Here is a 21,330-nt window from a genome sequence, read left to right on the forward strand (position 1 = left end):
ATTACCGCTCATCCCATTACAAACCTAGGAGGCAGCAACATGACGCAATTATTGTATATTACCGCTACCCCCAAGTCGCCGGACCATTCGGTCGGCCTGCAGGTCGGGCGGGCGTTTCTTCAAGCCTATCGGGAAGCTCAGCCGGACGACGACGTACGCGTATTCGATGTCTACCAAGAAGCGTTCCAGACGGTCGACGGCGATGTCGTGCGGGCATGGGAGAAATTGAGAAAAGAACGCCTTGACTTCTCCGAGCTGAGTCCCGTGGAACGGCAGAAAGTTAATGCCCTTAACGACATTACCGAAATGGCGATGCGCGCCGATAAATACGTGTTCGTCTCCCCCATGTGGAATTGGGGCATTCCCCCTCGGCTCAAGGCGTTCATCGACGCCTTCGTCATCGTCGGCAAAACGTTCCATTACACGGAACGCGGGCCGGTCGGCCTGCTGCGCGACAAAAAAGCGCTGCACATCCAGTCTAGCGGCGGGATTTACTCCGCAGGGCCGGCAGCGGCCATGGATCACAGCCATCCCTATCTGCGCCTGGTGCTCGGCATCGTCGGGATTCGCGACATACATGCGCTGTACGTGGAAGGCCATGATTTTCAACCTGAGCGCGCGAAAGAGATCGTCCGGGCAGCAATGGAACAGGCCGTCAAGCTTGCCAAGGCCTGGTAACGCGCCGGACGCGAAAAATCCCCCTCGAGGGGATTTTTTGTCCTTTGGCGTCACATCGAGCCCAGCCATCTCGTCTTGTTTGCAAAGAAGCAGAAAAGAGGTAATAACTTCTTTACCTTCTCAATAAAAGATTCCCAATTCCCTGAATTCGAAAACCCAATCCCCCATTCTACATCTCGTAGTGCCTTTCTTAATTGAATAAGTTTATCGATTTCGGTCTGTTTAAGATTGTTTAGCGGTTTGGTCATATCATCATGTGGAAAATCATTTAGGCTGTCTTAAGACACTCGCAATCGCCTTGGTGCCCTCTAAAATGTTGATTTCTTCCACATTGCCAAATCCCATAATAAGTCGATCTTCGTACCTTCCTTTAACGATGGTGTATTTTTCTGCTGGATATACTTTAATATGAAGTTCCTCAAGTTGAGCGACTACTTGGGAGTCGCATAGGCTTCCGGCCATTTCCGCAACCAAATGCAGGCCTGCGGCATCCCCGGATATTTTCACTCTGCTGCCGAAAATGTTGGACAAACCGGCGATGAGACATTTTCGTCTTTTGCTGTAAATGCGCTTCATACGGGCGATGTGGTGTTCCAGGTGGCGTTCGGTGATAAATCTCGCCAAAGTGATTTGCGGCAAGATCGGACAGTGCATGTCTGTCAGCTGCTTTAAACGAAGAAGCGGAGTTAGCAGCTCATGCGGAACTACCATATAACCAATACGCAACGCAGGAAACAAGTTTTTACTGAAAGTCCCGACATAGACGATACGTTCCGAGTCGAGCTCTCGTAGGGCATGTACCGGCATTCCTGTATAACGGAATTCGCTGTCGTAATCATCTTCGATAATATAACATCCGGTTTGTCGGGCGTAATCTATAAGCTGAATGCGCCGCCCGATGGAAAGAATGCTGCCTAAAGGAAATTGATGTGAAGGAGTGACGAACACGCATTTGGGGTGCCGATGAGTCGGCATGTCGTCAACGCGCAGGCCATGCTCATCTACGGGAACCGGTATAATATCAGCACCTGTCGATGCAAAAATATTTTGAATGAAGGTGGCGCTAGGATCTTCTATGACTACTGCGTCCCCCGGTTTCAATAAAAGCCGGGACAGCATGGATATGGCTTGAGTCGCTCCGGCGGTTATGATCACCTGTGAAGGCTGACACCGAATCCCCTTGGTATGCAGCAAAAGCCGACAAATATTCGTGCGAAGCTGCCAATGGCCTGCAGGATCATCGTCATAGCCAAATTCTCCTGAATGAGTATTTGCATATGCGGCAATGGCGGTTTCTTTCCATCTCTTGAAAGGGATGTGCTCCAAAGCCGGAAAACTTGGACGAAAATCAATGCCTTGGAAGCGAGCCGGGGGTTCCGCAACAGTCCCTTCACCGGAAGAATCGATTCCTTGGAGCTGAGAAGGGAATTGTCGTTTACTTCCGCCCAAATCAACGACATAGCTGCCAGAGCCTTGACGGCCCTCCAAGTACCCTTCGGCGATTAGCTGTTCAAACACGTCCACGATGAGTGCCCGCGATACTCCGAATTCGTTTGCCAAATCCCGCGTCGATGGGAGCTTAACGCCGGCTGCATAGACACCTTGAAATATCTGTTCGCGCAGTAAGGAATAGATTTGTTTGGTTTTCGATTCATTTGTAGCAGACAACGTGCGTCGGGGCATAAAGCAAGCCTCCTTCATTTCAAAATAAGTGGTATGCTGATTTTCGAATAAAAGTGGATCTGATTGAGTCCAATTTTTCATGCTAAGATGGATATTGTCAATACAAAGTTCAGAAAGAAGACGAAACCGATGAACCTTCGAACCTTGTTTATTCGGACCCGTGAACGGAATGTTCGAAACAGTGAAGCAAACTCACAGCCTCAGGGAATACCGTCGAAGGCGGCCGACTGGCTTCCGATCGCAGCCCTCTTTATGGCATCTCTGAATCTGAGGCTACGTTTAGTTCAATCGCGCCCATACTAGAGGTCATTCGAAGAGATCTGGGCATGAATGCATTTGCAGCCAGTTTATTAACCTCTATCCCGGTTCTTTGCATGGTCTTTCTTTCGCCGCTATCCATTCGACTCGGCAAACATATTGGCTTTGAACGGGGGATGCCTGTTCACTGGTTATGATAACGGGAGGCACGCTTTTGCGTATGGTCGCGCATTCCGCTTCTTACCACCGTTTTGACAGGTGTTGGCGTAGCTGTGATGGGGCCTCTAATATCCGGATTTATCAAAAAGCATTTTTTCCGCAACATTCCAATGATGATCGCCTTATACTCTATGGCCTTGTTGCTGGGGGCCGGCTCTGGGCGCCAGCTTGTCCGCTCCTATTCAAATGAAATTACACTCATGGCAAACGGCGTTTGCTTTTTGGGCGCTGCTCGCGGTCGCGGCTGTTCCGGTGTGGTATGCAGTAGTTAAATAGCAAGTCTATTCTCCAATCGTGGGGGCTGCGGAATCGTCTCAAACGTCGGCGTTGCCGTGAGGCAATAAAAAGGCATGGCTGTTAACCTTCCATTCTGGACTTATGACTTTGGTTTTTTATTCCTTGATGGGATGGTTGCCGCCTATGATGGAAAGTGCGGGGTACTCACGCTTTTACGCGGGAATGCTACTGACGATGTTTGCCTTGATTCAAATACCGGGCGGGCTGGTGGTTCAGATGCTGCTGAAACGCTTCCCTTCCCGCTTGGTCTGGCTTCTTTCAGCCTCATTTCTGCAGCTAATCGGGCTGATCATAACTTCTCCCCTTATGCCATGCCTTATACATGGAAGCTGTCGAATACCAGAGCGGCGTCTACCGGGTTTGCATTTTCGAATATTCGGAAGTCGATTGCCGGAATGGTCCAGGAAAGCATGGCGCGACTGGGCATTGGAATAAACGGCTGCAACATTTAAATATTTACGAAACAACCTATGGGAGAAGCATGGCAACTTATCAAGAATCCGTATCCGTTGGCTAACACCATTTGGAGGCTCGATATTCAATGAACAAGCTCTGGTATTTATCGCAAATCAGCATTTTTGAAGAAATGTCGCAAGAAGAGATGAGAGAGATCGATCAGTTAGATACCATCCATCATTTCAATTGGATCACAAAAAACACATTGGTCCAAACCCCGGAGTCCACCCGCGAGGGACTCTATTTCGTCAAGGAGGGCAAGCTTAGACTCTATAAACTGAACGACAGCGGAAAACAGTTCACGCTTGGCATTCTCACAAAAGGAAATATATTCGGAGAGTTAAATTCATTCTCGTTCGGAACCAGCCGGGTTTATATTGAAACACTGGAATCGTCACTTCTTTGCACCATGTTCGAGCCTCAGTTCGAACGGCTGATGATCAATCGGCCTCAGCTCGCGCTCAAATTTCTTAAAGCACTCAGTGACCGGTTAAAGGAGCGGGAGGATCAATTGGAACAGCTTGCGCTTCATGGTCTTAGAAAACGCGTGATCCATCTCCTTTCCACACTGAGCGAAAAATTCGGCGTCATTCAAGACGGATATGCGCTGATCGATCTGCCTCTTTCCCATCAAGAGATTGCCAATATGCTCGGTGCTAGCCGCGAAGCGGTCAGTGGCGTGATGAGCGAGCTTGCCAAGGAGGGCGTCGTTAAGACTTCACGCCTGTCTGTTCAACTTGCTGTTACAATACTTGAAGAAAATATTCCTCAAAACTCTACACATTGACATGCAAAGACCACCGGTGGTCTTTGCTTTTACTTTAAGGACATATGTCGTAAATTGCCATTTTAGTTCCCATGTCCGAAGCCGGAAATAAACGGGCCTCGCGGCTGACGATGATCCACGAGGCCTGGTCACTGTCCCTGAGCCCTTACGGACGAACGCGGATGATCGTCTTTCCCTTGATCCGCTCATTCGGGTTGAAAAGCAGCGACGGCATCGTCGAGGGTCGCGATTTTGCCGATGTTTGTCCACATCCGACCATCCCGGACCCGCTGGACGATATCACCCAGTTGCGCGCGATCGGCCTCGACGACGAAATCAACCGCCAAGCACTCGGCCGGCTGTGCCTCGGGCGGGCCGGCGATGGTCACCAGCATTCCGCCGGCGCAAACCAGACCCGCGGACCTCTTCCCGATTTCGCCACCAGATCACGTCGAAAACCAGATCGACGCCGCCGGACGTCTTCCAGCGATGCTTGCCGACGGTTGGCGTGGACTATACGATCTCATTTACGAAGGAGATGATCCGGTTTGAATAATAATATCATCGAATACTGTCTTAACAAAAAAGGTGCGATTAAGGATTATCCCTTGGGGGGACCCGATCCATTCGCGATAAAAATTGCAGGTAAAATATTCGCTCTTTTTTATGAGGAAAAAGGGTACTTGAACCTAAAATGCGACCCGGTGATTGCGGAAAACTTGAGAGAGCAGCATGAGGAGGTTCGACCGGCGTATCATATGAACAAACAGCACTGGAATACGATTATTCTCGAGGGTTCTTTGCCAGAGTCGGATATCTTTGCAATGATTGACCAATCTTACGATTTGGTTGTTAACAGCCTTCCTAAGAGCATCCGGGAGTCTATTTAGTTTTACAATTGTTGGATATCTATCATACAAATGTGTTTCCTCATTTTTACATGACGAAGGCTGCGCTCCCGTTTCTCAAGGCAGGAAGGGGCAGATCCGTGTAAACCGCGGATTTCTTCATTTTCACGATACAAGTTTTTGTCCAATGCGCTCGACAAGAACTTGCATATCGTTAACCGAAAGGACAAAAACTGCGCCGAAACGAAAGATTTTTATATTTATCCACGTCGCAGTATAGCGTGACTTACTTTCCCTCTCATCTTGCTTATTGCGACAGACCGATCCGGATGGATCGCCACCTTTTGATGTGCGAGAAGCCTCTCCCTGCGCTCCTGGCAGGGAGAGGAGAGACACCTAACAATAACTAAAAAATTTATCATAAAAATGAACCTCCACTGCCTTTGTCAATTCCTTGCTTGTGTCCCAATCCACAAACTCCCCTGTACGGAATGGATTACAGTAGCCTTTACGATGACCATCGAAGTTTTGCTGTTCGTTCGAAATCCCGGATAGCGTTCCCCTAACGACTGCATAGACAGCCTTTCGTGTTCAGTGAAAATAAAGTATTAGACTGGGAAAATAAAGTTGTAGACTGAAAAATAAAGTATTAGACTCAAGGGACGGCGCTCAACTAACGGGCAGCATTCGTTAAACCTTATTGAACAAAAGCTCCCATTAGTTGAAAAAGACGATATAATAACTTTTAAAGTATAGAGTAATATTTGTATTTGCAAGAGGAGGTTCGTTCTCATGAATATTTTAATTTTAGGTGCAACTGGACGAGTTGGAGGTCAAATAGTTACTTATGCCCTTCATGACAGACATCATGTTACTGTATTAGTTCGTACTCCAGAGAAGATTCAAATAAATAATGGAAATTTAACGATTATTCAAGGTAATGTTTTAAATAAAGATGATATCATACGTGCAACACATGGGATTGATGTAGTTATTAGTGCACTAAATACTGATGGGACAACTACTCTATCAGAAAGTATGCCTCTAATTATCGAAGCAATGCAAAACGAAGGTATACAACGAATTATAACTATAGGAACTGCTGGTATCCTGCAAAGTAGAACCACCCCAGATTCACTGCGTTATCAGTCAAGTGAATCAAAGCGTAAGTTAGTCCGTGCAGCAAAAGAACATCATAAAGTTTACGATATGCTAAAACAATCAACACTCGAATGGACTATTGTCTGTCCTACGTATTTGCCGGATGGAGAAAGTGTAGGTAAATATCGTGTAGACCGTAATTTTTTGCCGGAAGGTGGTATTGAAATATCCGTGTCGGATACAGCAGAATTTACATATAGCCAGATAAAAAGTAGCGATTTTATAAAATCACGTGTGGGTATCGCCTACTAATACTATAAAAGAAAGACTTTCTTTGGTGGAGTGATCAAGGGAGAGTATGTACTACAGAAGGTTATAAGAGAAGATTACTTAATGAAAAACAGGCCAAATTTGATTAAGCTAAAACCAGCTAATAGCTTGTCAAGATTTCTCTCTTAAGTTTTAGAAGAAAAAGCACTATACTGAAAAATGGGCATGGTTAAGAGCCCTCCTTATGAGCATTGGAAGGTTTTGGTCTTAATGGAAAGTGTGGTTCTTAAGCTAAATCAAGGAAGGACTCTTTCTTGGTTAAAATGGCATAGATCCAGTGAAGGAGCTTGTTTATACAGGCAACAACGGCGACTCGGTATGGTTTTCCTTCTTCACGCTTCTTATCGTAGTATTCACGAAGCTTTTTATTCCGGGAATTCTTTAACCCACATATGACCGCAAGATACAGGCTATGCCTCAGCTGCTTGGAGCCACGTTTCGTGATGCGATTGGTGGTGGCGGTAAACTTCCCTGACGAAAAGACACTAGGGTCTACACCTGCAAAGGCAACTACTTTCTTGGCGTGATTAAACCGGTTGATCTCCCCGATTTCAGACAAAACCGTTGCCGCGATGTTGCTGCCGATCCCGGGTATTGACTGGATAATTCTAAATTCCTCAACTTCTTTAGCGAGAGCATCGATCTTCTTTTCAAGGTGGGACAGATGCTCTTGGTATTGAAGGAGGAGGTTGATGTATAACCCAATGCTAACGAGATGGCTGCTGTAGGCTGTCTCCTGGAAAGGGTTATTCACCGCTGCTTTTAGAATGGTCTTGGCCTTTTCGCTAGCCCAGTTCTCGGAGCGTCTAGGGCAAAGACACGCGATTCTGTCCGTGAGTTTCGTTAATCCGGCCCCAAGAATCATTTTGGATGTTGGAAACTCCCTTAGGACAGATAAGGAAACAGTGGAGTACAAGTCCCCGAAAATCCCTCTATAATCGGGGAAGACTTGGTCTAATACGGCCTGAAAGTGAAGCTTAGCCTGAACATACATATGGGTAATGGATTCGTGCTGACGTGTCAGGTGACGAAGGTTGAGCAGCCCAATACCTCTTTGTTTTTGGGTTTCAAACTCCTCTTTGTAATAAAGCTCGCACAGTTGGTAGGCATCCACAGCATCAGTTTTCACCTTGCGAAGACTGGATTTCTTCGCTTGATGAGAAATAAGCGGATTGATCACAAGGTACAAGAACTCGTTTGACTCGAGAAACTGTACGACAGCTTGATGATAATGCCCCGTTGATTCCAATATGAAAACAGGGGTAGAGCCCGTTTTATTACGGACATCTTGGATGGTGCCCAGCAAATCTTTAAACCCTTCAAGCGTATGGAGGAACCGAAAGCTCCTGCCATAGGGTTGCCCTTTACTTAAAAATGCTTGTCCTTCACTTTGCCCTTTTGAAATATCCAGGCCAATTACTGGATTCATGATATTCTCCTTTCAGAAGTGGAATGGCCGGTAACCCCTATACGGCTTGCAGTTCCACAGCATCGCTTGTTATGCGAGATCCAAGTCTCAACCAGCCTAAACATGGTTTCCACAAGTAGGGGGCGAACAGTTTTAGCGACGGGATTTCCTCCCACGGATACGATCGTTCTGCCCCGGCTACCGATACATACACCGAGTAAAGCAAAGTGGTCAACCAGTAAAAACTGGCTGATCTCATAATACGACGGGTACGATAGTTCAACGCATTTTGGAGCAGTCTGCCAGTGGCAGCTGCTCCATTTTTCATTACGCAAACGGGCAGAATTGTTTAATTTACCATCCTTCGTTAAATTAAATTTGTATTCGGTCAGGCCAGAACTGTGCACATTAGCAATCCATGAGAAACCGGACATGCTGTTGGATGATAAAATGTAGACATAGAGGAGGCTGCATATGGAACGTGTAATCTTGATGATGAATGTGCGAGAAAACCAGGGAGGAGAGTCAGTCGCATGGCAAAGATCGTTTTCGCATTGAACCAGTCTCTGGACGGATTCGTCGACCACGACCACACGGCATTTCAGCCCGACCCCGTGCTATTCCGTCATTTCATCGACGACGTGCGCGGCCTGGCGGGCAGCCTGTACGGGCGCCGCATGTACGAGACCATGCGGTATTGGGACGGAGACCATTTTGAATGGGATGCGCCGGAACGGGAATACGCAGCGGCGTGGCAAAGCAAACCGAAGTGGGTGGTGTCGAGGACGTTAAAGTCCGTCGGTCCGAACGCTTCTCTGATCGAGGGCGACCTCGCAGCGGCCATACGTGGGCTGAAGGCTCAGCATGAAGGGGAGATTGAAGTTGCCGGGCCGGAGTTGGCCCACAGTCTAACGGAGCTCGGTCTCGTTGATGAGTATCGACTCTATCTCCATCCAGTCGTGCTGGGTCACGGCAAGCCGTTCTTCGCCGGTCCGAGGCCGCAGCTGCGCCTTGTGGCAAGCGATCGAATTGGCGAGAAGGTGATCAGGTTGACCTACGTTCCAGCTTAGTTGTGCGTTTGACCCAGCGGCCTAAAGGGCACGTTACTTTAATAGGGATTCTCCGGCTGTAGCGGCAGTCAGAGGATCCCTTATTCTTTAAAATTTGTTCAGTTATGCGAAATGACATAGTTATTTATGGAATTGACGATTGACCTAACTGGGTACGATAGTTGAACACCAAAAGGGCTGTCATGTGACAGCCCCTCGCTCATAACTGGCAGTAGACTTGGTAGCCGTTGGTGTTGGTTAAGCCATTATCATAATTGATTTTAATAGCAGTAATTGCTAATATAGGAAGTAATTTAGAACTTATATGTGACTGGCGAAGCATGGGGACCCATGAGGAAGCATATAAGTTGGAGTCGTACGCCTGGGCAGAGGTAAGGGGAATTTCCCCTTACCTCTTTATGTTTACTCGAGAGGAGCAAGGGCAGTGAAAACAGTTCAACACGATTTGTTTGATAAGCCTTATCCCGGAAGAACGCTTATCGTAGGAATGACTCCTTCCAGGTCGCATTATGTACAGGTGTATTGGATTATGGGGAGAAGCGTAAACAGCCGAAACCGCGGTTTTGAAATAGATGGATGGAGCGTAAAGAACAAAGCATTTGATCCCGCCCAAATGGAAGATCCATCACTTATTATTTATTATCCTATTCGACATTGGGAGAACGTGCACATTGTCTCGAATGGTGATTGGATCGTCTACACTTAGTTGGACAGAAAAAATAAGGGCTTGTAGAATGAACCTATCATTATGAAGGAGCGGATCTCTACAATGCCAAAACAAGAACGACGTACCTTTACTCCAGCATTCAAAAAACAACTGGTGGAGCTCTATAAAAATGGGAAGTCCAGAGCGGCGATTGTGGAGGAATATGACCTCACAGCCTCTGCTTTAGACCGCTGGATCAAACAAGATGAGACAAGCGGTTCCTTCAAGGAGAAGGACAATCGCTCGTCAGACGAGAACGAATTGATCGCTTTACGAAAAGAGAACCAGCGTCTGAAAATGGAAGTGGATATTTTAAAGCAAGCAGCGCTGATCATGGGACGAAAGTAGCTATCATCCGGAATAACCGTGATAAATACTCGGTATCAGCAATGTGCGACGTCCTGCAAATTGCAAGAAGTACGTATTACTACGACGCGAAAGAACAATTGAACGAAGACGATATAACCGAAGCGATTGTAGAGATATTCCACAATAACCGAAAAGCTTACGGTACACGAAAGATTAAGGTTAAGCTCCAGGAACGCGGAATCGTCGTTTCCAGACGTAGAATTGGAAGGATTATGAAAGAGCAAGGGCTAGTCTCGACCTACACAGTGGCTCAATATAAGCCCCATAAAACCACTCCTAATGAAGCAACAACAGAGAATGTTTTGGGCCGCGAATTCGAGCAGGAGGAAGCAAAGCGCTTCGTTGTCAGTGATCTGACTTATGTGAAGGTTCAGAACAGGTGGCATTACATCTGTGTGCTGCTCGACTTGTTCAATCGAGAGATCATTGGCCACAGTGCAGGTCCGAATAAAGACGCTGCTCTGATTTCCCGCGCCTTTGCGAGCGTCCAGGGCGATTTGCGTTATATTCAATGGTTTCATACGGACCGTGGCAGCGAGTTTAAAAATCAAAAGATAGACGAGCTTCTAGGTACCTTTGAAATCGGCCGATCTCTAAGTGCGAAAGGCTGTCCATACGACAATGCTGTAGCCGAAGCCACCTACAAAATCATGAAAACAGAGTTCGTAAACCAGATGAACTTCCAGAGCCTTCGTCACTTGGAACTGGAATTAAACGATTATGTTAATTGGTTCAACAAGCATCGCATTCATGGAACATTAGGCTATATGACGCCTATTCAGTATCGCCAAGAAGCCCTTAAAAAGGTTGTCTGATTTACTGTTGACAATCCAACCATGAGGTATAAAACCATGACAAAAAGAAATTTAGTTTTCGGAATTTTACTGATTTCGCTCATTTCATTTGGATATTCAACCTATGCATTCCAGTTTGACGATCCATGTCAACGGACGATCCTTACTGTTTTGGCCCCAAAAATTCAAGAAGAAATAAATAAATACTACAAAAACAAGCTTACAGTATCTCCAACATTTGCTCCTTATCTTGGTGGTAATCGTGTTGAATTCAAAACGTTCACTTCACATATTGATGTGAACGTAACACTGATCCCTTATGTTGGTCCACATCTTGACGTTGGCAAGGACATGATTAAATTTCAAATAGATAATAATGGAAACGTTGAAGTTATAAATTATAATCATATTGAGGACTATAAACTATTACCTAACTGGCAACACATAATTAAGTAAGAAGTTGAGCTGAAGGGTACTACGTTAGTAAAGGAGGAGCTTTTCATGCAGACACAGCTCATCTTCGTTAAAGTTACGGGCACGTTAGTGAGGAGCTTGCCATGTGGCAGCTCCTTTTTCGTTTGGCGTGCCCAGAAGCACGCATTATCTAGTTGGTGAAAGTCCAACCAAGGGAGGGACCAAGCCACCCTTGTAGCTAGGATGCTTGCGCATGGCGAAATCTGTGCGTAAAAGCGCATCGACAAAGTACTTGTCGGAGACAAGGCGAGCAACATACCAGGCCGTAACATGAAGTGAATCCTGCCGCATCGTCAAAAAGGCCTCGCGAGAGGAAAAAGGGGAAGCCGAGTCTTGCAAACGTAGACGAAGGCCAAGGAAGCTGTGCAGAACTTGGAACAACAGCGAAGGATCTCCCGGTGTAATGGGATCGGCATGGTAGGAAAGATAATGCAGTGAACTGGGGAGACCCTCCCCTGCACGAAAGTTTTTTTTTCGTAGCGAGAGACTCTATAAGTCAAAAAGACGAAGTGAGCCATCTGCAGGAAGGGAGTCCGAGGGGTGCATAGTACCGAAGAATGCAGGACAACACAACCTGCGGGAGGGAAGGCGCCCTGCTTTGTTCAAGCTTTTCAAGGAGGTACGAGTGAGTGATTGCCAAATGGCTAACGACACCTAGGGAAAAAGTTCAACAACTCCAAGAGAAGCTAGGTCATGCTGCCAAGATCAGCAAGCGTAGAAAATTTCATGCACTGTACGACAAGGTTCATCGACTGGATGTCCTTCAGGAAGCGTGGCGAAGAGTGAGGGCAAATAAGGGTGCGGCAGGCGTAGACGGTGAGACCATGGCTGATATTGCAAAGATAGGTGAAGATCAATTCGTCGCACAATGCCAAGAACAACTGTTGAAGAATAGCTACCGTCCCCAGCCCGTTCGTCGCCACTACATTCCGAAGAAAGATGGACGAAAACGTCCGCTGGGCATTCCGACGGTGAGAGACCGCGTCGTACAAATGGCAACGAAACGGATTGTCGAACCGATCTTTGAAGCCGATTTTCAGGAATGCTCGTATGGCTTTCGACCAAAGCGCGGCGCAAAACAAGCGCTCGAGCGAATCCGCAAAGCATGCAACCGTAAAGGCAATTGGGTGGTCGACGTGGACATCCAAGGCTACTTCGACAACATGAACCAAGAGAAACGGATGAAGCTGGTGGAAATGAGAATCAGCGACAGACGTATACTCAAGCTGATCCGGCAATGGCTCGGAGCAGGCGTGATGGAGGAAGGGCAAGTAAGACGGACCGACCTTGGCACGCCGCAAGGCGGCGTGATATCGCCGTTACTTGCGAACATCTACCTGAACTACTTCGATCTATTGTGGGAGAAACATGGCAAAGGAGTCGGAGAATTGACGCGGTATGCAGACGATTTCGTCGTGGTATGCAAGACAAGGAAGGACGCGCAACATGCGTTTAAGCTTATACAAACGATTATGGCGCGATTGGAACTGACCTTGCATCCGGAGAAAACGCGGATTGTGGGGCTATGGACGGGAGAAGAAGGCTTTGACTTCCTCGGCATGCACCACCGGAAGACAAAAGCGGAAACGGGACAGAAACGTGTGTATTACACGACCCAACAATGGCTCTGCGTAAAAGCAGAGAAGCATGTACGGGAAGTCGTAAAAGAACGACTCGCTCCGCCTAAGATGCGGCACGTTTCGTTCGAAGAACACGTGAGATGGCTCAACCTGAGAATACAAGGCTGGAAGAACTATTATGCGACGCCGTACAGCACGAAGTGGATGACGAAGCTAGATTGGTACATTCGGCAACGGCTAACGAAGTGGTACGCTAAGAAGCGCCAGCGTAGCAACTGGCGCAGTTCCGGACAAGAAGTGAAGTTACTTAGCCACATGCATAGATTAAAGGCGCTTGCGTAAATTGCATGCACATGAATGACGAACATCGGAAAGCCGTATGAGGGAAAACCTCACGTACGGTTTGATGAGGAGGGGCAGAAATTATTCAGTCCCTTACTCTAGTTGAAGTAATGGGCAGGATAAGGTAACAAATCGTCGAATACACCTACAAACAAAAAGAAAGGATGAGTCGGATAAGCATTCATCATTTCGAAGTCTTAATGGCACGCTTTAAGAATAAAGAATTTGGAATCGAAGAACTACAAAGTAGAAATTCATTAAAAGAAGCTTAACTAGAATGTCAGGATGATAGCACGCTGCCGCGCGACAGCGCTTCACTAAGTAACGGGACACGAGAGTTTAACAATACTTTAAGACGAGGCTGCTACAATCGATCGGCAGCCTCGTTTTGATTATGGGAAGGATCGTTATCAGCATACCAAAATACTGGAGTGGATTCTATGAACACACAAGAACGGGTTGTTCCCGTGCTGAATATCATTGGACCTGTTGGCATAGGAAAGTCGAGTACCGCAGAGGCCATATCAGAAATTCTGGGGCATGACTATACTCTTCCGCATGCGGTAGTCGACCTTGATTATGTAAGGCATGCATATCCTGCGCCAAGAGAAGATCCTTTCAACATGGAGCTTGGGTTTAAGAATCTTGCTGCTGTCTGGAATAACTATCGCTCTATTGGGGCCAAGTGTCTAATCATCCCAAGTGTCATGGAAAGCAGAGAACATCTGGACAAACTGCGAATGTCAGTACCAGGAGCGGATCTATTCGTAGTTCGCCTTGTTGCATCACTTGAAGTCAACCATGCTCGGATACGTGGTAGGGAAAAGACCATCGATTCACTAAATTGGCATCTACAACGTTCAACCCAACTCAATAAGGAACTCGCCCAAAAGAAATTGGAGCATGTGATTGTAGACACTGAGAGTAAGCTGCCATCTGACATTGGTCGAGAAATCATCCGCAAATGGGGGATCGTTGAGTGGCATGGTTCAACGTTTGCGCAAGAAGAGGAATAGTCGGACAATCGTTTATCTGGTAACGGTAGGTAGAAACTGGACTATCGAGAGATTTTACGATAACGAAACCGTTCAATCAACTGGTATGTTGATAATTGAAGTAATGAGGCAGATTACGTTAACGAAAAAACCGGCACAATATGTGCCGGTTAACCAATAATGCCAGATAGGATGCTCCCAATAAAAGTCATAAATACATAATAGTCTAAAAAAAGATCCCTTCGGACTATAGTAATATAAAGGAAATGAGATCGGAGTAATATATTGGAAAATACGGCCGATTCGAGGAGACGGATACATGGGTGCTAAGAATGAGGTTATTGCGGGAGATTACGAGAAAAAGAAAGTGATGGTTACAGCGAAAGGTGCAATAATCGTCCTTGGATTTACAACAAGGGTTTACTTAGACAAGACAACTATTGAAGAATATGAAGTAATGGATGAATCGCATACGACTAGTGCAGTAAGTGCTGTCGGGCGTGGACTTGTGGGTTCATTCCTGCTGGGTCCAGTGGGATTATTGGTAGGACTATCCGCCAAGAAGAAAGGAACTCATGTCCTGGCGGTAAAGTTTAAAGATGGTAAAAAAAGCATGATTGAAGTCGATGAAAAGATTTACAAAAAAATTATGACTGTAATGTTTTGATTTGATAAACGAAACGCCCCGTAAAGGGGCGTTTTTGTTTGGTTATAGGACATGGTTTTTCGGTAGAGGCAAGAAGCCCAGCAAAATGTTGCAAGGCTTATAGAAGAAGTAATCTTTCAACTTTATTCTCGTATTGGGATCTGCATACAATTTCATCCACATGATTTGGAAAAAACTGAAGGCTTCCCATAGTTAGTCAGCTGAATAATGACTGCCGTTAATCAACTATCGGGCAGGTCGATAAACTAATTTGAATTAAATTTTGATTGAATATCAGGTCGATGATGATATAAATGTGATCACGTTAGTATAGCAGATTTATTCTCCTTTTCAGGAAAAATTTCGTCTCAATAGATGTCCATAATGAAGAAGAAACTCCAAAGCGGTGAGGGAGGAAAGTTTTATGAGGGGCAATTATTAGGTTCTGTGTTTTTTGCTGACACTGTCTTTAAAGAGCGAGGGTGATCAACCCAAATAACGGCACGATAGCGAACGGGTTCAGATGAACAGAGAACGTCACAGGGTTATCACAGCTTCCTTCCGGACGTCAACGAAATTAAGTTTTTTAGCTCCTTCAGTTCCGATTAGACTTCCTATAGTTGCAATTATCGTGCTTGAGATAACTATCTTTAAAAGATAATATATTCCAGTACCAACAAAAATGTCAAAAATAATAATTTTTTTAATTGTTGAACCTTTAATCGTATAAAATACAATTAGTTTTTTGTTTATTTTCAATTTTAATATCACTGTAATAATAATTTTTTTAATTGTTGAATCTTTGATTGTATAAAATAAAATTAGTTTTTTATTTAGGTTCAATTTTATCATCACCTTCATTCTTTTTCTTAAGTTATGATAATAAAAGGTTGTCTTATTCTTGAGTCGAGATGGTTTATTCATTCCTCCTTAGCTTTTTCAGTTAACGAAAACTTCTTGTTCGGGCTGGAAAAAGCAGCCGAAATAAATTGCCCCCCTTTTCTTGGCTATCCACCTGGTTGATAGAGTCCCTCATGAAAAAATCGAGCAGCACAAGCAAGAGGCTCATCAGAAAAAAGCATCTTCACTGATGCTAAACCCCATCCTAAAAAGTTGTACATATATTCACGATCATTGCCGTAGGCAAAGTTCGGTTAGGGTGCATTGACTTAACAAACCTCTCGTGATATATTGTGCATGAACAACATACACAATATAACAAGGAGGTACTGTATGCTGGCATTAGACATTCGAAATTTAAATAAGAAGTATCAAAATTTTCAGTTAAAAGATGTATCGTTTCAGCTTGAAAAGGGTTATATTATGGGATTTATCGGTGCCAATGGCGCAGGAAAAACAACCACAATCAAATCGATCTTGAATATGGTTCATATTGATAGCGGTGAGGTCCGTATTCTGGGCAAGAATATGGCCGAACACGAATTGGAATTGAAACAGGAAATCGGCTGGGCATTTGGCGGCATCGATTTTTATATGCGAAGCAAAATGAAAACACTGACCGATGTGATTAAGAAATTTTTTAAAAATTGGGATGATGAAACGTATTACAACTATCTGAGAAGATTCAAATTGGATGAAAACAAAAAAATTGCCGATTTGTCGACGGGAATGAAAGTAAAGTACACTTTGGCCCTAGCCTTATCCCATGGCGCGAAGCTGCTCATCCTCGATGAACCAACAAGCGGACTCGATCCGGTCGCAAGAGATGATCTGTTGGATATTTTTCAAGAGCTCGTCATAGATGGCGAAATCAGTATTCTTTTCTCCACTCACATTACATCCGACTTGGAAAAATGCGCGGACTTTATTACCTTTATCGAAAGCGGGCAAATCATCAACAGTTCTGAGAAAGACGAATTTATGGAGTCCTATCGCTTGCTGAACGGTGAAGAGAGCCAACTGAACCAGGTGAAGGAAAAGTTGATTTCCTACAAAACAAATTCGTTCGGCTTTACGGGATTGCTTCACTCCCGAGACTTCGATCCCTCTTCCGGCATTAAAGCAACCACGCCGAGTCTCGAGGAAATCATGATTTATTTCGCGAAAAAGGAGGATATGTATGGTTAACTTGGTGATGAAGGATTTAAAATTAGGCGTAAATCCTATGTTTTTCGTATTCCCGTTTCTCATAGGCGCATTAATGCTTGTTCCCGGTTGGTTATATTTTCTCGTTCCTCTGTATTTTTGCTGGATCACGATACCGAATATGTTTGGTGGATTTCGGATTCAGAACGATTTGATCTTTACCTCGATGATGCCTGTAACCAAAAAAGACATGGTGAAAGCAAGGGTGTCCGTTATCGTCATCCTGGAATTATTGCATATTGTGATTGCCATGATCTATGGCTTGATAACGATTCGCTTATACCCGAATCTGACCTACTATTTCTTCGGACCATACATGGGTTTTTGGGGACTATGTTTTGTCATGCTTGCGATCTTCAACATTATCTTTATCTCCATGTATTACAGGACAGCGTATAAATATGGTGCGGCAACGACCGCATCAATTGCGTCCGCTATGCTTTTTGCCGGAATTGCACAATGGTTGGGAATCCAGAATTCTTATTTAGCTGACATTTTCTATGGTGCCGGTGTTGACAATATGGCCCTTCAAACTTCCATCCTGATCGCGGGAATCGTGATATTTATTGCATTCACCATGCTTGCTTATCGAATTGCGATTAAACGGTTCCTAAAAGTGGAAATACAATGAACGTAGCTATTTCGAACACATCTGAGAAACCGATTTATCAGCAGCTTTTCGAACAAATCAGTGCCCAAATTCTGAAAGGCGAGTTAGAAAGCGGCTATTGCTTACCGCCAATTCGTCAAGCGGCCCAGGAGCTTCGTATTAGTGTCATCACCGTAAAGAAAGCTTGGGAAGAACTCGAACGACGTGGTTTGATCAATACAGTAACGGGTAAAGGGTGTTTTGTAGCCGAATTCTCATCCAATGAGATGCTGCAAATACGCAACGACATGATCTTGAAGCAAATGGTTAGCGACACTTCATACTACAAATCCTTTGGCCTCACCATAGATGAAGTTTTTGAGCTGTTGAAGAAGATTTATTAACAGCCTCCCCGATGCATAGCTGAAAGATAAGTTATATAAAAGACTAGAAGCATCCCTCTAAATAAGTATCAGACTCCCCCAAAAAATGTAACTGCGGCGGACTAGGACTTGAAAAAAGTCTTAGACTGCCGCTGTTTCTATTGTGTGTATTTGCTATGAAACATCTCATCCAATAACAGTATTTCTGTTTTTTTGCTGACAGCATGGTTTCCAAGCTTAACATCAATCACAAAGTCATTGCTCAGCATCTGGCGGTACCGGGAAATAATATCTTTCTCAGGCAATTCTCCCATCGACTTCGTCTCGGGCGGGATTACCGGGATTCCGGCTTGCTCGACCAGGCGAAGATTTTGTTTAAGATCTGCGGCGACCTTGCTTAGAATGCTTTCACTTCTTGCTGTCTCTATATCCACCATTCCGTCATTCGTATAGAAATGCTTGTTGACTGCAGCGAGCGCAGCATGTGAAACATGGAATGCTTGAATGTCCTTCTGTATTTCATAATGCAAATCCGCTGTTTCAAATATTTTGGCAAGCTCCTTCACTCTTTCGGTCGTTTGTCCATTTATTTCACCAAAATAGGTTCCTTGGTGAGTTTTGGAACCGAATTGGGCGTATAGAACATCTTCTTTGATATCTCCGCCTGCACCCGGGAATCCTGGAAGTAACCGATCACCCACGATTTCAAGCCAGGGGTCATACCCAATGGTGTTGGTCAAGGTGATTATGGTTTGGCTCTGATTATTCTTGATCGCAGACAGGGCAGATTCTGTCTGATCATATCGCACAGGAACAAAGATGAAATCATAGATGTCGTCGTTTGCAAGCTTCTCTATTGTCTTGATCGATATTTGCTTTATCATTCCATTATCGTTGTATCGCAGTCCGTTCCTTTTAAGTGCATCCAGCCTCTTTCCTCGGGCCAGCATTGTGACGTCCAGTCCCGACTGTGCAAATCTGAGTGCGTATACACTGCCAATCACACCGGCGCCAACTATCAAAAGTCTATGTTGTTTGATGTTCAATTTTGTCCTTCCTTTCAACTAACTAGTCACAGTTGTTTAAGCAACATCTGTCTGATACGATAATAGTACGGCATGGTGAGGATTTCAACCGGCAGAGTAAGTAAAACGTTGCATAGACAACAAATTTTGATATTTGATGTTTAAGAAGGGAGATAGATATGGTAAATCAGGAAGATCAATTTCGGCCATGACAGGCTCAGCGATCTATGGCGCTGCCCATTATTGGTTAATTGTTGGAGAAAATGATCGAGCCGATTTACTGAATAATCAGCGTGGGGCAGGAGTTAATTTCTACATTAGAAAGGAAGATGCAGGGTGGAGCTATTATTCAAGCAATACGATTATGTAAGACGTACACGGGGGATCCTGTTTAGCTACTGTGAGAAAATGACAGACGGTGAATACATAACGGAAATTGAGCAGTTCGGGCGTGGGTCGATTCGTGAAACACATTTCCATGTTGCGGAATGCTACGCTTTTTGGCTCGGTGAGTTCGGTATGGGGCGCTCTTGCGATTGGAGATTGGAAACGGTTGTGGATGTGGCCGCGATGCGAAGTGTATTTGCGGATGTCGATCAATTGGTTATCGAATTTCTGGAACGCTTCGCGCTTGAATCGGATTTGCAAATTGAAGGTCAGTTCAATGGACAAAAGTTTACGGCTACACCGATCTGGCTTTTCACACAAACCGTGACACACGAGTTTCATCACAAGGGGCAAATTGCCACAATGGGACGGATGAAAGGATATATCCCGCCGGACCTGGATTTGATCATGACGGATGGATTGGCGGATAACTAAAGACCAGCCAAGCATATTAATTAACGGGTACGATAGCTCAGAGATGAAAATTTTATATCTAAATGACTAAACGCCAAACTGTTTTAAATGATGATCCAGGTGCTTGTAAATTCCGATTCCCCATTGCTCGGGAGTAAGTTTTCCGAAAAAGGGATGGGGATGAGTGGAACACCTTTCCGGCCCATTATTCTGGAATGCTATAATATTTTGTTTCAGTATTTCTTTTTCTTGTTCAAACTCTTTTTCTTCTGCAATCAAAATAGTTGGAATAGTGGACATATTGCGGGGTAGTGGCTTGTCGTTATAAAAAAGTGGTTTCACAAACCCTCCTATTAATACCCCTAACCAACCTCTCGGTGGAAAAGAATTTCCCATTGGAATGTCTTGGAATGATGTGCAGTGAGCCAGCATTTGGGCAACATTCATTTGTCCCCATTGCGATTGTGATTGCGGGCTTAATTTATCGATACGGGTTAAAATTTCCATTGAATGTGTATGATTAAAAATATTCCTCATTATTGTAAATCCCCTTATTTAGAGTATTTCACTCCGTATTTTAAGTACTATAATCCCATTATATCTTATGCTTTTTCTGTGATTTCTTTTCGATTGCTTTCTTTTGAAAAATGAAGTGAGAGGTGTGAGGACTCTAGAAAACACCGTATCTTTTCCAGATTGCTGTTCGTTTATAAGTTATAGGGTTTGATCCATTGATTCATCAAAATATTTTGATTAATGAGGTGAACGAATATGATCAATATATTTTCTGCCGAGTATCTGATGTTCCAGAATCAATTGGAGATTGAAAAAGAGGCGAAGCAAGCCTGGAAATGGATGAACGGAAAAGAAAAAGACTTGCAGCCCGTCGTTCCCGGGAGCGTCCCGTTGGAAAATATGACTAGACGCTCCCCCCATGGTTGATGTGACAATTGTCATGCCATATTCATGATAACTGCTACTAATCTGCGAATAGGCGATGCGTTAAGATAAGTACATAAGAAAAACGAGGGAGTGTTCAGAATGATCGGAAAAGCAGGCATGATTTGCGGACTATGTATGATTGCAGTGGGAGAAATCGGCGGACTATTGGGAGCAAGAGAACAAGGTTACGAAATAGGCTCTGCCGCATGCGTAATCATTATGGGGGTTGCGGTCCTGCTGAATCAGAAGCAGCGTCATGGCAGTCGCAACCGTAATCGTAACCGCGTTTAAAAATGGACATCAAACCCGATTCAAGAGATCCGATTCATGTCCATTTACTTGGCAAAGGAGCAGCTGTGCTGCTCCTTTGTCTTGCTCCTATTGTTTATGATTGGTCTGTCCGCAGAGAAAATAGTGTATGATTGAGGTACTATGAACATGTATCCTGCTGATGCTTGGTGGTC

24 protein-coding genes, 1 pseudogene and 1 riboswitch are annotated in these 21,330 nt (G+C 44.8%); of the genes and pseudogenes, 18 read left to right on the plus strand and 7 right to left on the minus strand.

All coding sequences use genetic code 11. From position 1 onward, the window contains the following. Positions 1 to 39: 39 nt before the first annotated feature. A complete protein-coding gene (locus ACFOLF_RS20875) occupies positions 40 to 678 on the plus strand; it encodes an FMN-dependent NADH-azoreductase (RefSeq protein ID WP_210046949.1) in 639 nt (212 codons plus the stop codon). Positions 679 to 942: 264 nt separating this feature from the next. On the opposite strand, the gene pdxR is transcribed toward ACFOLF_RS20875, so the two are convergent. After that, positions 943 to 2,361: a MocR-like pyridoxine biosynthesis transcription factor PdxR gene (pdxR, locus tag ACFOLF_RS20880; RefSeq protein WP_210046948.1), complete on the minus strand. Its 1,419-nt coding sequence runs from the start codon at positions 2,359 to 2,361 to the stop codon at positions 943 to 945. Positions 2,362 to 3,188: 827 nt separating this feature from the next. Between pdxR and ACFOLF_RS20885 the strand changes: the two genes are divergently transcribed. Beyond that, a complete protein-coding gene (locus tag ACFOLF_RS20885) occupies positions 3,189 to 3,587 on the plus strand; it encodes a hypothetical protein (protein ID WP_210046947.1) in 399 nt (132 codons plus the stop codon). A gap of 89 nt (positions 3,588 to 3,676) precedes the next feature. Next, on the plus strand, positions 3,677 to 4,378 hold the full coding sequence (locus tag ACFOLF_RS20890) for a Crp/Fnr family transcriptional regulator (RefSeq protein ID WP_210046946.1): 702 nt from the start codon (positions 3,677 to 3,679) through the stop codon (positions 4,376 to 4,378). Positions 4,379 to 4,563: 185 nt separating this feature from the next. Here ACFOLF_RS20890 and ACFOLF_RS20895 read toward each other — a convergent pair whose 3' ends face one another. Then, entirely contained in the window at positions 4,564 to 4,752 is a 189-nt protein-coding gene (locus ACFOLF_RS20895; protein WP_379219498.1) for a hypothetical protein, read from the minus strand. Positions 4,753 to 4,905: 153 nt separating this feature from the next. On the opposite strand from ACFOLF_RS20895, the gene ACFOLF_RS20900 reads away from it, so the two are divergent. Beyond that, positions 4,906 to 5,247, plus strand: coding sequence for an MmcQ/YjbR family DNA-binding protein (locus ACFOLF_RS20900; RefSeq protein WP_210046944.1), 342 nt, complete (start codon positions 4,906 to 4,908; stop codon positions 5,245 to 5,247). 354 nt (positions 5,248 to 5,601) lie between these two features. On the opposite strand, the pseudogene ACFOLF_RS38000 reads toward ACFOLF_RS20900, so the two are convergent. After that, positions 5,602 to 5,781, minus strand: a pseudogene (locus tag ACFOLF_RS38000) (hypothetical protein); the annotation flags it as partial. A gap of 216 nt (positions 5,782 to 5,997) precedes the next feature. Between ACFOLF_RS38000 and ACFOLF_RS20905 the strand changes: the two are divergent. Next, positions 5,998 to 6,618: an NAD(P)-dependent oxidoreductase gene (locus tag ACFOLF_RS20905; RefSeq protein WP_210046943.1), complete on the plus strand. Its 621-nt coding sequence runs from the start codon at positions 5,998 to 6,000 to the stop codon at positions 6,616 to 6,618. Positions 6,619 to 6,862: 244 nt separating this feature from the next. Here ACFOLF_RS20905 and ACFOLF_RS20910 read toward each other — a convergent pair whose 3' ends face one another. Then, positions 6,863 to 8,065 (minus strand): IS110 family transposase, encoded by a 1,203-nt coding sequence (locus ACFOLF_RS20910; RefSeq protein ID WP_379219501.1) that lies wholly within the window; start codon positions 8,063 to 8,065, stop codon positions 6,863 to 6,865. Positions 8,066 to 8,577: 512 nt separating this feature from the next. On the opposite strand from ACFOLF_RS20910, the gene ACFOLF_RS20915 reads away from it, so the two are divergent. The 7 genes from ACFOLF_RS20915 (at position 8,578) to ACFOLF_RS20945 (ending at position 15,041) form a co-directional block, all read left to right on the plus strand. Next, positions 8,578 to 9,114 carry a dihydrofolate reductase family protein gene (locus ACFOLF_RS20915; RefSeq protein WP_210047216.1) on the plus strand — a complete coding sequence of 179 codons (537 nt, stop codon included), beginning with the start codon at positions 8,578 to 8,580 and terminating at the stop codon, positions 9,112 to 9,114. 296 nt (positions 9,115 to 9,410) lie between these two features. Beyond that, positions 9,411 to 9,488: riboswitch (ZMP/ZTP riboswitch) on the plus strand. 50 nt (positions 9,489 to 9,538) lie between these two features. After that, complete coding sequence (locus tag ACFOLF_RS20920; protein WP_210047215.1) at positions 9,539 to 9,820, plus strand: IMP cyclohydrolase; 282 nt, start codon at positions 9,539 to 9,541, stop codon at positions 9,818 to 9,820. A 63-nt stretch (positions 9,821 to 9,883) separates the two neighbouring features. Further along, positions 9,884 to 11,004 (plus strand): IS3 family transposase gene (locus ACFOLF_RS20925; RefSeq protein WP_210047218.1). Its coding sequence is split into 2 segments (ribosomal slippage): positions 9,884 to 10,133 and positions 10,133 to 11,004, totalling 1,122 coding nucleotides; the frame shifts between segments, so codons are not numbered across the junction. A gap of 36 nt (positions 11,005 to 11,040) precedes the next feature. Further along, entirely contained in the window at positions 11,041 to 11,439 is a 399-nt protein-coding gene (locus ACFOLF_RS20930; protein ID WP_379114511.1) for a DUF3888 domain-containing protein, read from the plus strand. A gap of 647 nt (positions 11,440 to 12,086) precedes the next feature. Continuing rightward, positions 12,087 to 13,379 (plus strand): group II intron reverse transcriptase/maturase, encoded by a 1,293-nt coding sequence (ltrA, locus tag ACFOLF_RS20935; protein ID WP_379219503.1) that lies wholly within the window; start codon positions 12,087 to 12,089, stop codon positions 13,377 to 13,379. Positions 13,380 to 13,819: 440 nt separating this feature from the next. Continuing rightward, positions 13,820 to 14,395 (plus strand): hypothetical protein, encoded by a 576-nt coding sequence (locus ACFOLF_RS20940; RefSeq protein ID WP_210046782.1) that lies wholly within the window; start codon positions 13,820 to 13,822, stop codon positions 14,393 to 14,395. A gap of 298 nt (positions 14,396 to 14,693) precedes the next feature. After that, positions 14,694 to 15,041: a hypothetical protein gene (locus tag ACFOLF_RS20945; protein ID WP_210046781.1), complete on the plus strand. Its 348-nt coding sequence runs from the start codon at positions 14,694 to 14,696 to the stop codon at positions 15,039 to 15,041. A gap of 516 nt (positions 15,042 to 15,557) precedes the next feature. Here ACFOLF_RS20945 and ACFOLF_RS20950 read toward each other — a convergent pair. Next, the gene (locus tag ACFOLF_RS20950) at positions 15,558 to 15,944 is read right to left on the minus strand and encodes a hypothetical protein (protein ID WP_379219505.1); all 387 of its coding nucleotides are present in this window, start codon (positions 15,942 to 15,944) and stop codon (positions 15,558 to 15,560) included. A gap of 309 nt (positions 15,945 to 16,253) precedes the next feature. Here ACFOLF_RS20950 and ACFOLF_RS20955 point away from each other — a divergent pair, with 309 nt between their 5' ends. Genes ACFOLF_RS20955 through ACFOLF_RS20965 form a run of 3 tightly spaced genes read left to right on the plus strand, consistent with a single transcriptional unit; the run spans position 16,254 to position 18,119 of the window. Continuing rightward, the gene (locus ACFOLF_RS20955; RefSeq protein ID WP_210046780.1) at positions 16,254 to 17,108 is read left to right on the plus strand and encodes an ABC transporter ATP-binding protein; all 855 of its coding nucleotides are present in this window, start codon (positions 16,254 to 16,256) and stop codon (positions 17,106 to 17,108) included. Beyond that, the gene (locus ACFOLF_RS20960; protein ID WP_210046779.1) at positions 17,101 to 17,757 is read left to right on the plus strand and encodes an ABC-2 transporter permease; all 657 of its coding nucleotides are present in this window, start codon (positions 17,101 to 17,103) and stop codon (positions 17,755 to 17,757) included. The genes ACFOLF_RS20955 and ACFOLF_RS20960 overlap by 8 nt, the downstream gene beginning before the upstream one ends. Beyond that, complete coding sequence (locus ACFOLF_RS20965; protein WP_210046778.1) at positions 17,754 to 18,119, plus strand: GntR family transcriptional regulator; 366 nt, start codon at positions 17,754 to 17,756, stop codon at positions 18,117 to 18,119. Before ACFOLF_RS20960 ends, ACFOLF_RS20965 begins: the two co-directional genes overlap by 4 nt. A gap of 137 nt (positions 18,120 to 18,256) precedes the next feature. Here ACFOLF_RS20965 and ACFOLF_RS20970 read toward each other — a convergent pair whose 3' ends face one another. Continuing rightward, a complete protein-coding gene (locus ACFOLF_RS20970) occupies positions 18,257 to 19,144 on the minus strand; it encodes a ketopantoate reductase family protein (protein WP_210046777.1) in 888 nt (295 codons plus the stop codon). Between the two features lie 315 nt (positions 19,145 to 19,459). Between ACFOLF_RS20970 and ACFOLF_RS20975 the strand changes: the two genes are divergently transcribed. Next, complete coding sequence (locus ACFOLF_RS20975) at positions 19,460 to 19,945, plus strand: DinB family protein (RefSeq protein ID WP_210046776.1); 486 nt, start codon at positions 19,460 to 19,462, stop codon at positions 19,943 to 19,945. 66 nt (positions 19,946 to 20,011) lie between these two features. Here ACFOLF_RS20975 and ACFOLF_RS20980 read toward each other — a convergent pair whose 3' ends face one another. Continuing rightward, on the minus strand, positions 20,012 to 20,461 hold the full coding sequence (locus tag ACFOLF_RS20980; RefSeq protein WP_210046775.1) for a DUF1569 domain-containing protein: 450 nt from the start codon (positions 20,459 to 20,461) through the stop codon (positions 20,012 to 20,014). Positions 20,462 to 20,695: 234 nt separating this feature from the next. Here ACFOLF_RS20980 and ACFOLF_RS20985 point away from each other — a divergent pair, with 234 nt between their 5' ends. Beyond that, a complete protein-coding gene (locus ACFOLF_RS20985) occupies positions 20,696 to 20,866 on the plus strand; it encodes a hypothetical protein (RefSeq protein WP_210046774.1) in 171 nt (56 codons plus the stop codon). 99 nt (positions 20,867 to 20,965) lie between these two features. Further along, positions 20,966 to 21,157, plus strand: a complete 192-nt coding sequence (locus tag ACFOLF_RS20990) for a hypothetical protein (RefSeq protein WP_210046773.1) — start codon at positions 20,966 to 20,968, stop codon at positions 21,155 to 21,157. The last annotated feature ends 173 nt before the right edge of the window (positions 21,158 to 21,330 follow it).

Origin of the sequence: Paenibacillus sepulcri, from assembly GCF_042647105.1 — a bacterium.
GTDB classification, from domain to species: Bacteria; Bacillota; Bacilli; order Paenibacillales; family Paenibacillaceae; genus Paenibacillus_Z; species Paenibacillus_Z sepulcri.

What these genes read in the sequence shown, in the direction of transcription:
- ACFOLF_RS20905 (WP_210046943.1), top strand. Translation starts at nt 5,998, where the DNA reads ATGAATATTTTAATTTTAGGTGCAACTGGACGAGTTGGAGGTCAAATA.
- ACFOLF_RS20980 (WP_210046775.1), bottom strand. Translation starts at nt 20,461, where the DNA reads ATGAGGAATATTTTTAATCATACACATTCAATGGAAATTTTAACCCGT.
- ACFOLF_RS20990 (WP_210046773.1), top strand. Translation starts at nt 20,966, where the DNA reads ATGATCGGAAAAGCAGGCATGATTTGCGGACTATGTATGATTGCAGTG.
- ACFOLF_RS20950 (WP_379219505.1), bottom strand. Translation starts at nt 15,944, where the DNA reads ATGAATAAACCATCTCGACTCAAGAATAAGACAACCTTTTATTATCAT.
- ACFOLF_RS20890 (WP_210046946.1), top strand. Translation starts at nt 3,677, where the DNA reads ATGAACAAGCTCTGGTATTTATCGCAAATCAGCATTTTTGAAGAAATG.
- ACFOLF_RS20885 (WP_210046947.1), top strand. Translation starts at nt 3,189, where the DNA reads ATGGCTGTTAACCTTCCATTCTGGACTTATGACTTTGGTTTTTTATTC.
- ACFOLF_RS20875 (WP_210046949.1), top strand. Translation starts at nt 40, where the DNA reads ATGACGCAATTATTGTATATTACCGCTACCCCCAAGTCGCCGGACCAT.
- ACFOLF_RS20895 (WP_379219498.1), bottom strand. Translation starts at nt 4,752, where the DNA reads ATGCTGGTGACCATCGCCGGCCCGCCCGAGGCACAGCCGGCCGAGTGC.
- ACFOLF_RS20930 (WP_379114511.1), top strand. Translation starts at nt 11,041, where the DNA reads ATGACAAAAAGAAATTTAGTTTTCGGAATTTTACTGATTTCGCTCATT.
- pdxR (WP_210046948.1), bottom strand. Translation starts at nt 2,361, where the DNA reads ATGCCCCGACGCACGTTGTCTGCTACAAATGAATCGAAAACCAAACAA.
- ACFOLF_RS20910 (WP_379219501.1), bottom strand. Translation starts at nt 8,065, where the DNA reads ATGAATCCAGTAATTGGCCTGGATATTTCAAAAGGGCAAAGTGAAGGA.
- ACFOLF_RS20915 (WP_210047216.1), top strand. Translation starts at nt 8,578, where the DNA reads ATGGCAAAGATCGTTTTCGCATTGAACCAGTCTCTGGACGGATTCGTC.
- ACFOLF_RS20955 (WP_210046780.1), top strand. Translation starts at nt 16,254, where the DNA reads ATGCTGGCATTAGACATTCGAAATTTAAATAAGAAGTATCAAAATTTT.
- ACFOLF_RS20985 (WP_210046774.1), top strand. Translation starts at nt 20,696, where the DNA reads ATGATCAATATATTTTCTGCCGAGTATCTGATGTTCCAGAATCAATTG.
- ACFOLF_RS20965 (WP_210046778.1), top strand. Translation starts at nt 17,754, where the DNA reads ATGAACGTAGCTATTTCGAACACATCTGAGAAACCGATTTATCAGCAG.
- ACFOLF_RS20940 (WP_210046782.1), top strand. Translation starts at nt 13,820, where the DNA reads ATGAACACACAAGAACGGGTTGTTCCCGTGCTGAATATCATTGGACCT.
- ACFOLF_RS20960 (WP_210046779.1), top strand. Translation starts at nt 17,101, where the DNA reads ATGGTTAACTTGGTGATGAAGGATTTAAAATTAGGCGTAAATCCTATG.
- ACFOLF_RS20945 (WP_210046781.1), top strand. Translation starts at nt 14,694, where the DNA reads ATGGGTGCTAAGAATGAGGTTATTGCGGGAGATTACGAGAAAAAGAAA.